The following is a 12,843-nucleotide window of genomic DNA, read 5'->3' on the forward strand; positions in this document are numbered from 1 at the left end:
AGCATGACGTGATGACACCCATCGCGGTTTACGACGAGATCGCCGACTGGTATGAAAATCAGTTCCTGCCGGCGTCGACCCCGGGCGACCCGATCGGCATCCGGGCGTCGCTGGCGGAGCTGCTCGGGCCCGGCGACGAGCCCTGCCTCGAGGTGGGCTGCGGCACCGGCGTGCACGCGGCTCAGCTGCGGGAGCTCGGCTGGGATCCGGTAGGGGTCGATCTTTCGGCGCGCATGTTGGCGTACGCGAAGGAACGCCTGCCGATCGCCCGGGGTGACGCTTCCCGGCTGCCGATCCGCGACGCCGCGCTCGGCGCGGTCGTCGCGATGATGGTGCACACCGACATGCCGGACTACCCGGCCGTGCTGCGGGAGGGCGCCCGGGTGCTACGACCGGGCGGGGTGTTCGTGCATGTCGGGGTGCATCCGGCGTTCTGCGGCGGCTTCGCCGACCGCTCCGACCCGGAGGCGGTGGTGATCAGCCGCGGTTATCTGGACGGGCACTGGACGAAGAACTCGTGGACCACCGAGGGAGTGCGCAACCGGGTCGGCGCGACACATCTGCCCCTGCCGGCGCTGTTGCGGGCTTTTCTGGACGCCGGCCTGGTGCTGACCGGTTTTGCCGAGGGTGGTGATCCGGTGCCCACGACCCTGTCCGTCAAAGCCGTCAAACCAGCGGTCAGACCATGAACAGCATGGCCGAGACACCCATCAGGACCAGCAGCAGGACCGCGATGAGCAGGCCCTTCTCCGCGGCGGCGGCGTCGGTGGCGTCGGTGATGGCAGTGGTCGTGGCGAGCGGCTCGCTGCTCATGGCTGATCCCTCCGGGATTTTGCGAGCGGGGCACCCTGAAAGTGCGCCCGCTGGTCAAGCGGCATAACGTGAGGGCTTCGTCGACCTCGAAAGGCTGCGTCTCGGTGGATTGGTTTCTCAATGCGCAGGAGCGCGGCAACCCGGACTCCTCCATACCCACGTGGTGCGAAGGAAACACGGCCGAACCGTTAATTCACGGAATAACGTATTTTGACCGGCTGGTGTCCGAGGTGGAAAGCCTCCGCGAGGGTGACCATCTGTTCTTCACCGACTGGCGTGGCGACCCGGACGAGCGGATGCGCGACGACGGCCCGACGGTGGCCGAGTTGTTCGGCGCGGCGGCCAAGCGCGGCGTCATCGTCAAGGGCCTGCTCTGGCGCTCCCACCTCGACAAGTTCGCGTACAGCGAGGAGGAGAACCGCAACCTCGGCGACGACATCAACGCGGCCGGCGGCGAGGTGCTGCTCGACCAGCGGGTCCGGCGCGGCGGTTCACACCACCAGAAACTGGTCGTGCTGCGTCATCCCGGGCATCCCGAGCTGGACATCGCGTTCGCCGGCGGCATCGACCTGTGTCACAGCCGCCGCGATGCCGCCGACCACCACGGTGATCCGCAGGCGGTGCAGATGGCCTCGGCGTACGGAAAGAATCCGCCCTGGCACGACGTGCAGCTCGCCCTGCGCGGCCCGGTGGTCGGTGCCCTTGATCTCTGTTTCCGGGAGCGCTGGACCGATCCCACCCCGCTCGACCAGCACGGCCCGATCTCCACCGTCGTCGACCGCCTCCGGCACGCCGACCAGCACGCGGACAAGCTACCGCCGCAGCCGCCGGACCCACCCGCGTGCGGGCCGCACAATATCCAGGTTTTGCGGACATATCCGGCTATGCGCCCGCCGTACAGCTTTGCCCCGAAGGGCGAGCGCACCGTGGCCCGCGGCTACACCAAGGCGATCCGCAACGCCCGGCGGCTGGTCTACCTGGAAGACCAGTACCTGTGGTCGACCGAGGTGGCCGACCTGTTCGCATCGGCGTTGAAGGAGAACCCGGACCTGCACCTGATCGCGGTCGTGCCCCGGCACCCCGACGTCGACGGCCGGTTCGCGCTGCCGCCCAACGAGATCGGCCGCGAAGAGGCGATCAACCTGTGCCGCAAGGCCGCCCCCGAGCGCGTCCACGTCTTCGACCTGGAAAATCACGCCGGCACCCCGGTCTACGTGCACGCCAAGGTCTGCGTCGTCGACGACGTGTGGTGCAGTGTCGGCAGCGACAACTTCAACCGCCGCTCGTGGACCCACGACAGCGAACTGTCCTGCGCCACCCTCGACGAGACCATGGACGAGCGGACGCCCAACTCCTGGGGGCCCCGCCGCTTCGCGCGGGACCTGCGGCTCGCGCTGACGCGCGAGCACCTCGACCGGGACGACGACCAGGGCCTGATCGACCCGCTTGATGTCGTACGGGAAATGACCGCCGCCGCCGACCGCCTGCAGTCCTGGAAGGACGGCGGCCGGAAGGGCCCGCGCCCGCCCGGCCGGCTCTTCCCGCATCAGACCGAGCGCCTGCCCTGGTACCAGCGGATGTGGGCGATCCCGGCCTACCGGCTGGCCTACGACCCGGATGGCCGCCCGTGGCGGACCCGCCGGTCGGGAACCTGGTAGGAACTCGGCACCCAGATCGGGCCGGCCGGCTCCAGGGTCACCTGCCACGCCTGGAGCGGCGGGCGGCCGGCCGCCACCCAGTCGTCCAGGATGCCGGCGGCCAGCGAGGCGTAGGCCTCGGCCTCGTCGCCCCCGGCCCAGACGCTGCCGTCCGGCGGGATCACCGCGCCCGCCGAGCCGGTGCGGTCGAGCAGAGCCAGGCAACTCTGCTGGCGGCCGGGGACGGCGGCGTGCGAGGCGCGGCGGTTCCAGGCGCCGGCCGCGTACCAGAGGTCGCGGTAGTTACCCTCGGTCAGCGGCGGATCGAACCGGGGCGGGGCGTAGGAGGTCAGCTCGGCCAGGGCTGAGGCCGGTGGGGGGAACGCGCCTGGGAAGTCCGCGTTGAGTGGCCCGGACGCCTGCATGAAGCCAGCCGCGCAGATGGGCCGGCCAGTTACGTGTGGACCCCTAACGTTCGCGTCACTAACGTTCGCGTCACTAACGTTAGGGAGACTAACGTTAGTGAGACCAACGTTAGGAGCGCCAACGTTAGGAGCGCCAACGTTAGGAGCGCCAACGTTAGTGTGGCTAACGTTAGGGGCGCTAACGTTAGTGCGGCTCACTTTCAGGATCGGGTGGGTGCCGGCGTGGACCACCGGGGCCAGCACGAAACCGTCCGGTGAAAGCTGCTCCAGCCAGTGCGGCGACACCCCGGCGATCCCCACCGTCACGATCACCCGGTCGAAACGCTCCTCCGGCAGCCCCGTGTACCCGTCGGCGTGCTCCACCCGTACACCCGCTATTCCGGCCCGGGCCAACGCCGTGCGCGCCCGGACCGCCACGTCTTTCTGCACGTCGATGCTGGTGACCGACGCCCCGAGCGAAGCGAGGAGGGCGGCGTTGTAGCCGGTCCCCGCGCCCACCTCGAGGACCCGCAGCCCGGGCGTCACCTCGAGCGCCTCGATCATCACGGCCATCAGCGACGGCTGGCTCGACGAGCTGGTCGGGGTCCGGCCGTCCATCTTGGTCACCAGCACGTCGTCGCTGTAGACGGCGGGCAGGAACTCGGGGTCGGCCGGTCGCACCCGGGTGCCGTCGCGGCGCTGGAACCCGTCGGGCACGAACGCCTCGCGCGGCACCGACGCGAACGCGGCGGCGAGTTCCGGCGAGAGCGCGACACCGCCCCGCCGGATCTGTTCCAGGTACTCCCCGCGCGGCCCGGTCATCCCCTCACCCTATGACCGATCGACGGGGATGCGGGCAGTCGTAACGTACGGCGGATACCGTGCGGTGCGTGAGTGAGATCGCCTGCATGCTCGGCTTCGACGTGTCCGAACCGGCCGAACTGGTCCTCCAGATCGCCGTGCCGTCCCCATCCACCGAGACGCTCTCGGTCGAGGCGGAGGAGTTGCCGGGTCGCCAGCACTATCTGCGCGCCGAGCCGGGGAAGCTGACCGTGGAATACCGGGCGACGGTCGGCGAGCTGCCGCCGCCGGCGCCGGTCTCGCAGCTGGACCGGATCGTGGCGCTGCGGCCGAGCCGTTACTGCCCGTCGGACCGGCTCGGTGGGTTCGCCGGAAAGCAGTTCGGCTGGGCGTCCGACTCGACCGCGGCGGTGCGGGCGATCACCGAGTGGGTGCACGACCACCTGTTCTACACGGTCGGCAGCAGCGGCCCGAGCACCGACGCGGTGGACACCCTGCTGTCCGGCGCGGGGGTCTGCCGCGACTACGCCCACCTGACCGCCACTCTCTGCCGGGCGCTGGACATTCCCGCCCGGGTCGCCGCGGTGTACGCCCCCGGGTTGAGCCCGATGGACTTCCACCTGGTCGTGGAGACCGCCCTGGACGGCACCTGGCGGGTGTGGGACTCGACCCGGCTGGCACCCCGGCAGACGCTGATCCGCATCGCGACCGGCCGGGATGCCGCCGACACCGCCCTGGCCACCACCCTGTCCGGGGTGCTCACCCTGTCCGAGATGTCGATCCTGGCGGTGGCCGACGGCGACCTGCCGATCGACGATCACACGTCCCTGGTGTCGCTGTCCTGAGGGTCACTCTCCGGACGTGATCTCCCGAACACGAACGCCGTCTAGGGTCGAGGCATGGTCGATCTCGTGCTGCGGTCCCGCCGCGTCGTCACCCCCACCGGGGTCATCCCGGCCACCGTCGCGGTCGCCGGTGAGAAGATCGTGGCGGTCGGGCCGTACGACGCGGAGGTCGAGGCGGGTCTGACCCTCGACGTGGGTGACGCGGCGGTGCTGCCCGGCCTGGTCGACACGCACGTGCACGTCAACGAGCCGGGCCGCACCGAATGGGAGGGTTTCGCGACCGCCACCCGGGCCGCGGCGGCCGGCGGCGTCACCACGATCATCGACATGCCGCTGAACAGCCTGCCGCCGACCGTCGACATCGAGGCGTTGAAGATCAAGCAGGCGGCCGCGACCGGTCAGATCCACGTGGACGTGGGTTTCTGGGGCGGCGCCATTCCCGGCAATGCTGACAAATTGCCCGCCCTGCACGAGGCCGGGGTCTTCGGCTTCAAATCCTTCCTGGCCGACTCCGGCGTGCCCGAGTTCCCGCCGGTCTCCCCGGCCGAGCTGGCCACCGCCCTGAACGCCGTCGACGCGCTGTTCGTGGTGCACGCCGAAGACCCCGGGCACCTGCACGACGCCGCCTCGTCGGCCACCTACGCCGACTTCCTCGCCTCCCGGCCGGCCGAGGCCGAGCACGCCGCCATCGCCACGGCGATCGCGGCGGCCCGGAAATCCGGCCGGCGCGTGCACATCCTGCATCTCTCGGCGGCCGGTGCGCTCCCGCTGATCGCGCAGGCAAAGGCCGAGGGCGTACGCGTGACCGCCGAGACCTGCCCGCATTACCTGACCCTGGACGCCGGTGCGATCCCGGACGGCGCCACCGAGTTCAAGTGCTGCCCGCCGATCCGCGACTCGGCGAACGCCGATCAGCTGTGGCAGGCCCTCGCCGACGGGCTGATCACCTGCGTGGTCAGCGACCACTCGCCCTGCACACCCGAGCTGAAGCGGCAGGACACCGGCGACTTCGCGGCCGCCTGGGGTGGCATCGCCTCGGTGCAGCTGGGCCTGCCGGTGATCTGGACGGCCGCCCGGGAACGCGGCTACGGCCTCGCCGACGTGGTGGACTGGATGGCACGACGACCCGCCGACCTGGTCGGGCTGTCGCAGAAGGGCCGGATCGAGGTGGGCGCCGACGCCGACCTGGTGGTCTTCGACCCGGACGACACGTTCACCGTCGACCCGCGGCGGTTGCACCACAAGAACCCGGTCACGCCGTACGCCGGAAAGGTCTTGCACGGGGTGGTCGCCAAGACCTGGGTGCGCGGGCAACTGGAGCCCACCGGCCGCTTCCTGACTCGGAAGGACTGAACCATGGAGGACTTCAGCACCAAGCCCGACCTCGCGTCCCGGGCCCTCGGCGGCGGCGTGGTCTTCGCCAACGACGAGTTCTTCGCCGCCGCGGATCACCTGGTCATGCCGGAGCCGCCGACCTACTCGCCGCGCACGTTCGACCACAAGGGCCAGGTCTACGACGGCTGGGAGACCCGTCGCCGGCGCAGCCTCGGCCAGGACGTGGCGATCGTCCGGCTGGGCGCGCCCGGCGTCATCCACGGCATCGACGTGGACACCGCGTTCTTCACCGGCAACTACCCACCGCACGCGTCGGTGGACGCCCTGGCCGTCGACGGCTACCCCACGCCGGCCGCGCTGCAGGCCGCCACCTGGGTGCCGATCGTGCCGAAGAGCCCGCTCGACGGCGACACCCGCAATCTCTTCCCGGTGCACGACAACCGCCGGTTCACCCACGTGCGCCTCACGATCCACCCGGACGGCGGTGTGGCCCGGCTGCGCGTGCACGGCGACGTGGTGCCCGACCCGACCCTGCTGCCCGAGGTGTTCGACGTGGCCGCGCTGGCCAACGGCGGCCATGTGACCGGGTGCAGCAACATGTTCTACGGCCGCCCGCACAACATGCTCAACCCCGGGCTGGCCCGGCACATGGGCGACGGCTGGGAGACGGCCCGCCGCCGCGTCGACGGCAACGAGTGGGCCGAGATCACCTTGGCCGCCCCCACCCAGGTCGAATTCGTCGACCTGGACACCACGCATTTCAAGGGCAATGCGCCCGGTTCGGCGTCACTGCGCGGTTCCCTGGCGGGCGGCGAATGGTTCGACATCCTGCCCGCCGCGCCCCTGACCCCGGACACTCCGCACCGTTTCCCGGTCCGGCCGGCCGACCCCGCCGACCGCGTGCGGCTGGACATCATCCCCGACGGCGGAATGGCCCGCCTCCGGGTGATCGGCCGCCCCGACCGCAAGATTCTCGAGGAAAACTTCCGCCGTCATGTCGAGGCAGGATAGGCCGCTCCGACCGTAGGGCATGACCAAGGTAATCGCGGAAATGTCCATGTCGCTCGACGGTTTCATCGCCGACGAGAACGACGGAATCGACGAACTCTTCGGCTGGTACGGCAACGGTGAGGTGGCCGTGCCGACCGCCGTCGAACACATGACCTTCCAGGTCAGCCCGGCCAGCGCCGAACACCTGCGCCCGGCGTTCGCCGGCGCGATCGGCGCGCTGATCTGCGGCCGCCGCGTGTTCGACCTGACCAACGGCTGGGGCGGAAAGCACCCGATCGGCTGCCCGGTCTTCGTGGTCAGCCATTCCGTCCCCGCCGACCAGCACGGCGCGGCCTTCTTCACCGACCCGCTGGAGGCCCTTTCCGCCGCCCGCAAAGAGGCCGGCGACCGCGACATAGCGGTGGCCACCCCAACAATCACCCAGCAGTTCCTCGACGCCGGCGAACTCGACGCGATCGTCGTCTCCCTGGTCCCGGTCCTGCTGGGCCGCGGAATCCGGTTCTTCGACAACCTCGCCACCACCCCGGTCCGCCTTTCCGACCCGACGGTCACCGAGGGCCGCGGCGTGACCCACCTGACTTACAACATCATTTGAGTACGGCGTCGGGGCCCCAACCGCACCATCGGCGAACCCCGCCTACGGCGGCTGCCGCCCGCAAGCTGAGCGACCGGCCGCCGCCGTAGCGCGCCTCACGCGAGAATCGTCGCAACCGCTTGCCGAAGCCCGACACCCGGCGGCGTGTGCACCAGAACGGCCGGAATGCCGACGGCTTCGGCGCCGCGAACATCGGCGACCGGGTTGTCGCCGACCATCCACACCCGATCCGGCCGGCCCATCGCCCGCACAACCCGCCGGAAGAACTCCGGGTTCGGCTTCTCCCAGCCGACACCGGCCGAGGTGAATACCGTGTCCACGTGTTCGCTCAGGCCGAGTTCGAGCACGAGCCGCTCCAACTCGGGGACGTGATTGCTGGCGATGGCGTTGCGCCAGCCGGCCGCGGCCATGGCTTGCAACGCGGGCCGGGCCTCGGAAAACACCACCCATCTGTCGACCTCGGCGAAGCGGTGCCGCATCAGCCCGGCGGCCGGTCCAGCCTGCGACGGCGGCACCCCCGCGCCGCGAAGAGCCGCCACGAAAAGAACCTCCAGTTCGGCCCACCAGGCGTCCGGGTCGGCCAGATGCTCGTGCCCCTGGTCGTGCCGGTGCCATGGATATCCGTAGCGCAGGAAGGGCCGGATGTCGTCCAGCCCCACCGTCGGCTCGCCGCCGGCGACCTCGGCGAGGCACTGCAGCAGGCAGGTGCTCCACCGGCCCGGACGTTCGGCGAGAGTGCCCTCGAAATCCCAGAGGACCACCGGACCGGACACCCGACCAGCCTGATGGATCATCGGGCGGCCCGCAACGTCAGGGCTCGGTGGTGATGCCGGTGCGGAGCAGGGCGACCAGGTGGCGGGCGTGGGTCACGTCGGTGGTGAGGGCGGCCCCGCTGACCAGCGTGAGGACGTCGGTGGCGGTGAGGCCGGGGCGCAGGCCGGGGCGGGCGCGCTCGATCAGGCGCTCGGCGATCGACGTGATCGACGTGTGCCAGCGGTGGAACAGCGCGGTGCGGCGGTCACCGGTGCCCTCGGTCGCGGCCAGGGCCAGCGGCCGTTTCGTGGCCACGTGCACCACGAACTCGTCGAGCCAGGCGAACAGCGCGTCCACCGGATCGGCCGGCTCCAGCAGTTGCTCGCCGCGCCGGCACAGGGCGTCGACCTCGTCGGCGTAGACCGCGACGAGCAGGTCGGCGCGGGTCGGGAAGTGCCGGTACAGGGTGGCGTTGCCGACCCCGGCCCGCCGGGCGATCACATCGAACGGAACGTCGTCACCGACCTCGGCGAGCGCCTCGCGGGCGGCGGTGATCAGCCGCTCGGCGTTGCGGGAGGCGTCGGCACGCTTGCGATCCGGGGACATCCCCGGATAATAACCGGGGACATCCCCGTTTTTGAAGGAGCGCCATGACTCCCGACGACCGGATCGCCATCACCGATCTGATCAACCAGCACGGGCACCTCACCGACAGCGGCGACTTCGACGGCCTGACCGAGCTGTTCACCGCGGACGTCGTCTACGACGTGTCCGCCCTCGGCGGTGGCACGCTCGTCGGCCTGGCCGCCGCCCGCGAGGCCGCGCTCGCCCTGGGCGACGCCAACCCGGTCGCCCACCACGTGACCAACATCGTTCTGCGCGAGACGGCCGACGGCGTCGTGCAGGCCCGGTCCAAAGGGCTCGGCATCATGGCGGACGGATCGGCCGGCAGCGTCACCTACGCGGACACCGTCGAACTGACGGCGGCCGGCTGGCGCATCACCCACCGGGTCGTCCGGCCGCGCCGCGCACCGCTACGAGACTGACCCGGGTGTCGGCTCGCTGACGTTTGTGTCGCTTTTCGGCGAGTGGGTCACGATGGTGACGGCATGACGATGCCGTTCGACCGCCACCTGGTGCGCAGTGCCGCGGAGTCGCTTCGGCAGGCGCGGCTGCGAGTTTCTCCGGCCCGGGATCCGCGCGGGTGTGGATGGGATCCGCCGCGGGAGCCGATGGCCGAGGCGCTGGCGGCGCCGGCCGTGAGCGTCGGGGCGGTCATCGCGAAACTGTCGGCGGTCGGGCCGGTCCTGGACCAGGCCGGCGCCGACCGGGTCGCCGCCTTCAACCAGCTCTACCTGGCGATCTCGCGGCGGGTGCAGAGCGCGCTGCAGACCGTGGCCACCGAGCCGGTCTACCTCGAACTGCTCGCCGTCGAGCTGGCCAAGCGCTACTTCACCGCCCTCGACGGGTGGAACCGCGACGACGAGGACACCCCCGCGGTGTGGGCGGTCCTCTTCGGGCAGTCCCGCGACTCCGGTCCGAGTCGGCTCACCGCGGCCCTGATCGGCGTCAACGCGCAGCTCAATCACGATCTGCCGCTCGCCCTGCTCGGCGTCTGGCGCGAACTGGGGCCGCCCACCGGCGACCAGGTCCACCCCGACTACCGGCTGCTCGACCAGATCTACTACGACGAGATCGCACCGTTGCGGCGCGGCTTCTCCGCGGAATGGGAGCGGGACCTCGGCGAACTGATCGGGCCGCTCGACGACTGGACCGGCCGTGCGGTCGGCACGGCCGTGCGGGCACACTCCTGGGCCCAGGCCGGACGGTTGTGGCCGTTGCGCGACGACCCGGCGGACTTCGGCCAGGCGCGGCACGCGATGGACGAGGCGGCGGCGCTGATCGCCGAGTGGGCCATCGTCGGCGACCGGCTCGGGACCGGCGACGACCTCCCGGCCTGATGCTGGGCCTCCCGCGCCTCGCCGTAGCGGCCCGCACGGGCCCGGCCACCCACTCGGCCGGGTGGGGCCGGCCGGTTCGCGATGGTGCGGTTGTCCGGCCCCGTGCCCGTACATCTGGATGGTTTGCGTTCGTTGCCACCTACCGTGGGTAATGGACCGGCATGGCTCTTCCGATCGAGGATTACGCGATCATCGCGGACACGCAGACCGCCGCGCTGGTGGGGCGGGACGGGTCGATCGACTGGTTCTGCGCGCCTCGGTTCGATTCCGGGGCGGTGTTCGCGGCTCTGCTCGGCGATCGGGAGAACGGGCACTGGACCATCCGACCGGCCGGGGAGGTCGTGGCGACGCGGCGGCGCTATCGGGACGAGACGCTGGTGCTGGAGACGGAGTTCGAGACCGCGGACGGCGTCGTGCGGGTCATCGACTTCATGCCGCCGCGGGGCGAGGCGCCCGACGTGATCCGGATCGTGGAGGGCGTGCGCGGCACCGTGCCGATGGAGATGGTGCTGCGGCTGCGCTTCGACTACGGGCACGTGGTGCCGTGGGTCTACCGCGAGCAGGACGACCTGGTCGCGGTGGCCGGGCCGGACGCAGCGTGGCTGCGCACCCCGGTCGAGACGCGCGGGGAGAACATGGCGACCCACGCGTCCTTCGAGGTCAGCACCGGCGAGCAGGTGCCGTTCATCCTGACCTGGCGGCCGTCGCACCTGCCGCCGCCGGAGCCGCTCGACCCGCTGCACGAGCTCGGCGTCACCGAGGGCTACTGGCGCGGCTGGGTCTCGGCCTGCACCTACGAAGGCGAGTACCGCGAGGCCGTCGTGCGGTCGCTGCTCACCCTGAAGGCGCTCACCTACGCCCCGACCGGCGGCATCGTCGCCGCGGCCACCACCAGCCTGCCGGAGAAACTCGGTGGCGTCCGTAACTGGGACTACCGCTTCTGCTGGCTGCGCGACGCCACCATCACGCTGCAGTCGCTGATGTACTCGGGATTCCAGAGCGAGGCGATCGCCTGGCGCAAATGGCTGCTGCGGGCCATCGCCGGAAATCCGGCGGAACTGCAGATCATGTACGGGGTGGCCGGCGAGCGCCGCCTCGACGAGTACCAGGCCGACTGGCTGACCGGCTACGACGGCAACCCGGTGCGGATCGGCAACGCCGCCGCCGAACAGTTCCAATTGGACGTGTACGGCGAGGTCATGGACGCGCTGCACCAGGGCCGCCGGGCCGGCCTGAAAGCGGCCGACCCGGCGTGGGGTCTGCAGGTCAAACTCATGGACTTCGTCGAGGAGCACTGGCGCGACCCGGACGAGGGGATCTGGGAGGTGCGCGGCGGTTCGAAACAGTTCGTGCACTCCAAGCTGATGGCCTGGGTGGCCGCCGACCGGGCGGTGAAGGCGGTCGAGGAGTTCGGCCTGGAGGGCCCGGTCGACCGCTGGTCCCGTCTGCGCGACGAGATCCGGGACGAGATCCTTTCCGAGGGCTTCGACACCGCCCGTAACACCTTCACCCAGTTCTACGGCTCGGATGAACTCGACGCCGCGATGCTGATGGTGCCGCTGGTCGGGTTCCTGCCCGCCACCGATCCGCGGGTGAAGGGCACGGTTGCCGCGATCGAGGAGCACCTCCTGGTCGACGGTTTCGTGCAGCGCTACACCCAGCACCCCGACACCGACGTCGACGGCCTGCCGCCGGGCGAGGGCGCGTTCCTGGCCTGCACGTTCTGGCTGGCCAGCAACTACGCGTTGATGGGCCGCTCGGACGATGCCCGGGAGACGTTCGCCCGCCTGCTGGCCCTGCGCAACGACGTCGGCCTGCTCTCCGAGGAGTACGACACTTCCGCCGGCCGGTTGGTCGGCAATTTCCCGCAGGCGTTCAGCCACGTCCCGCTGATCGACACCGCCCGCACCCTGAGCACGGCGGTGGCGCCGACCGAGGTGCGCTTGCAGTAGGTCGTATACTCGTCGACGAGCATTCGTGGACGAGGAGGTTCGGTGGCCAAGCGGCGGAAAGTCGGCAACCCGATGGCGCTCGGGGTGCTGTCGGTCGTCGCGTTCCGGGAGATGCACCCCTACGAGATGGCCGCCGCCCTGAAAGGCTGGGGCAAGGACCGCGACCTGCAGATCAAGTGGGGTTCGCTCTACACCGTCGTCGGCAACCTGGCCAAACACGGCCTGATCGCCGAGGTGGGCAGCGTCCGCGCCGGGAAACGGCCCGAACGCACGGTCTACCGCATCACCGACGCAGGCCGGGCCGAGCTGATCGACTGGACGCGGGAGTTGCTGTCCACCGCCGAGCCGGAGTTCCCGCGCTTCCGCACCGGGCTCTCGGTGCTCCCGGTGCTCGCCCCCGACGAGGTCATCGCGCTGCTGCAACAGCGTCTCGACGCCGTCGGGCGGGGCATCGAGGCCACCGTCGCGACCCTCGCCTCCGAGCAGGTGCCGCGGCTGTTCCTCATCGAAGTCGAGTACGACCTGGCCATGCTGCGGGCCGAAGCGGCCTGGATGCGGTCGCTGCTCGACGAACTGGAAACCGGAACGCTGCCCGGCATCGACGACTGGCGGCGCTTCCACGAGACCGGCGAGCCACCCGACGAGATCAGGCAGCTCGCGGAGGACGCCATCGAAAACAGGTAGAAGCGGTCCCGGCGACCTGCTGCAACAGGCCGCCGGGACCAACCCTCGATCC

General features: G+C 70.6%; 14 protein-coding genes. 10 read left to right on the forward strand and 4 right to left on the reverse strand.

The window, feature by feature from the left end; translation table 11 throughout:
- Nucleotides 1–11 precede the first annotated feature (11 nt).
- Nucleotides 12–689: a class I SAM-dependent methyltransferase gene (locus Ato02nite_RS10145; protein ID WP_246606414.1), complete on the forward strand. Its 678-nt coding sequence runs from the start codon at nucleotides 12–14 to the stop codon at nucleotides 687–689.
- Here the strand turns inward: Ato02nite_RS10145 and Ato02nite_RS52485 are convergent.
- On the reverse strand, nucleotides 679–813 hold the full coding sequence (locus Ato02nite_RS52485) for a hypothetical protein (RefSeq protein WP_281419716.1): 135 nt from the start codon (nucleotides 811–813) through the stop codon (nucleotides 679–681). The genes Ato02nite_RS10145 and Ato02nite_RS52485 overlap by 11 nt on opposite strands.
- 104 nt (nucleotides 814–917) lie before the next feature.
- Between Ato02nite_RS52485 and Ato02nite_RS10150 the strand changes: the two genes are divergently transcribed.
- Nucleotides 918–2,471 carry a phospholipase D family protein gene (locus tag Ato02nite_RS10150; RefSeq protein WP_213006176.1) on the forward strand — a complete coding sequence of 518 codons (1,554 nt, stop codon included), beginning with the start codon at nucleotides 918–920 and terminating at the stop codon, nucleotides 2,469–2,471.
- Here Ato02nite_RS10150 and Ato02nite_RS10155 read toward each other — a convergent pair.
- Nucleotides 2,420–3,676, reverse strand: coding sequence for a protein-L-isoaspartate O-methyltransferase family protein (locus Ato02nite_RS10155; protein ID WP_213006177.1), 1,257 nt, complete (start codon nucleotides 3,674–3,676; stop codon nucleotides 2,420–2,422). The genes Ato02nite_RS10150 and Ato02nite_RS10155 overlap by 52 nt on opposite strands.
- Nucleotides 3,677–3,744: 68 nt before the next feature.
- Between Ato02nite_RS10155 and Ato02nite_RS10160 the strand changes: the two genes are divergently transcribed.
- Genes Ato02nite_RS10160 through Ato02nite_RS10175 form a run of 4 tightly spaced genes read left to right on the forward strand, consistent with a single transcriptional unit; the run spans nucleotide 3,745 to nucleotide 7,441 of the window.
- Nucleotides 3,745–4,500, forward strand: a complete 756-nt coding sequence (locus Ato02nite_RS10160) for a transglutaminase-like domain-containing protein (RefSeq protein WP_213006178.1) — start codon at nucleotides 3,745–3,747, stop codon at nucleotides 4,498–4,500.
- A 54-nt stretch (nucleotides 4,501–4,554) separates the two neighbouring features.
- Nucleotides 4,555–5,853, forward strand: a complete 1,299-nt coding sequence (gene allB / locus Ato02nite_RS10165; protein ID WP_213006179.1) for an allantoinase AllB — start codon at nucleotides 4,555–4,557, stop codon at nucleotides 5,851–5,853.
- A gap of 3 nt (nucleotides 5,854–5,856) precedes the next feature.
- Nucleotides 5,857–6,846, forward strand: a complete 990-nt coding sequence (gene alc / locus Ato02nite_RS10170; protein WP_213006180.1) for an allantoicase — start codon at nucleotides 5,857–5,859, stop codon at nucleotides 6,844–6,846.
- 19 nt (nucleotides 6,847–6,865) lie between these two features.
- The gene (locus tag Ato02nite_RS10175) at nucleotides 6,866–7,441 is read left to right on the forward strand and encodes a dihydrofolate reductase family protein (protein ID WP_246606415.1); all 576 of its coding nucleotides are present in this window, start codon (nucleotides 6,866–6,868) and stop codon (nucleotides 7,439–7,441) included.
- A 95-nt stretch (nucleotides 7,442–7,536) separates the two neighbouring features.
- Here the strand turns inward: Ato02nite_RS10175 and Ato02nite_RS10180 are convergent, their stop codons facing one another.
- Entirely contained in the window at nucleotides 7,537–8,214 is a 678-nt protein-coding gene (locus Ato02nite_RS10180) for an HAD family hydrolase (RefSeq protein ID WP_213006181.1), read from the reverse strand.
- Between the two features lie 37 nt (nucleotides 8,215–8,251).
- A complete protein-coding gene (locus Ato02nite_RS10185; RefSeq protein WP_213006182.1) occupies nucleotides 8,252–8,800 on the reverse strand; it encodes a TetR/AcrR family transcriptional regulator in 549 nt (182 codons plus the stop codon).
- A gap of 44 nt (nucleotides 8,801–8,844) precedes the next feature.
- Here Ato02nite_RS10185 and Ato02nite_RS10190 point away from each other — a divergent pair, with 44 nt between their 5' ends.
- The 4 genes from Ato02nite_RS10190 to Ato02nite_RS10205 all read left to right on the forward strand — a co-directional run bounded on the left by Ato02nite_RS10190 (nucleotide 8,845) and on the right by Ato02nite_RS10205 (nucleotide 12,791).
- Complete coding sequence (locus tag Ato02nite_RS10190) at nucleotides 8,845–9,240, forward strand: nuclear transport factor 2 family protein (protein ID WP_213006183.1); 396 nt, start codon at nucleotides 8,845–8,847, stop codon at nucleotides 9,238–9,240.
- 63 nt (nucleotides 9,241–9,303) lie between these two features.
- Nucleotides 9,304–10,155 carry a DUF5995 family protein gene (locus Ato02nite_RS10195; protein WP_213006184.1) on the forward strand — a complete coding sequence of 284 codons (852 nt, stop codon included), beginning with the start codon at nucleotides 9,304–9,306 and terminating at the stop codon, nucleotides 10,153–10,155.
- 161 nt (nucleotides 10,156–10,316) lie between these two features.
- Entirely contained in the window at nucleotides 10,317–12,107 is a 1,791-nt protein-coding gene (locus Ato02nite_RS10200) for a glycoside hydrolase family 15 protein (RefSeq protein ID WP_213006185.1), read from the forward strand.
- Between the two features lie 42 nt (nucleotides 12,108–12,149).
- The gene (locus Ato02nite_RS10205; RefSeq protein WP_213006186.1) at nucleotides 12,150–12,791 is read left to right on the forward strand and encodes a PadR family transcriptional regulator; all 642 of its coding nucleotides are present in this window, start codon (nucleotides 12,150–12,152) and stop codon (nucleotides 12,789–12,791) included.
- Nucleotides 12,792–12,843: the final 52 nt, after the last annotated feature.

This window comes from Paractinoplanes toevensis (assembly GCF_018332695.1).
GTDB lineage: Bacteria > Actinomycetota > Actinomycetes > Mycobacteriales > Micromonosporaceae > Actinoplanes > Actinoplanes toevensis.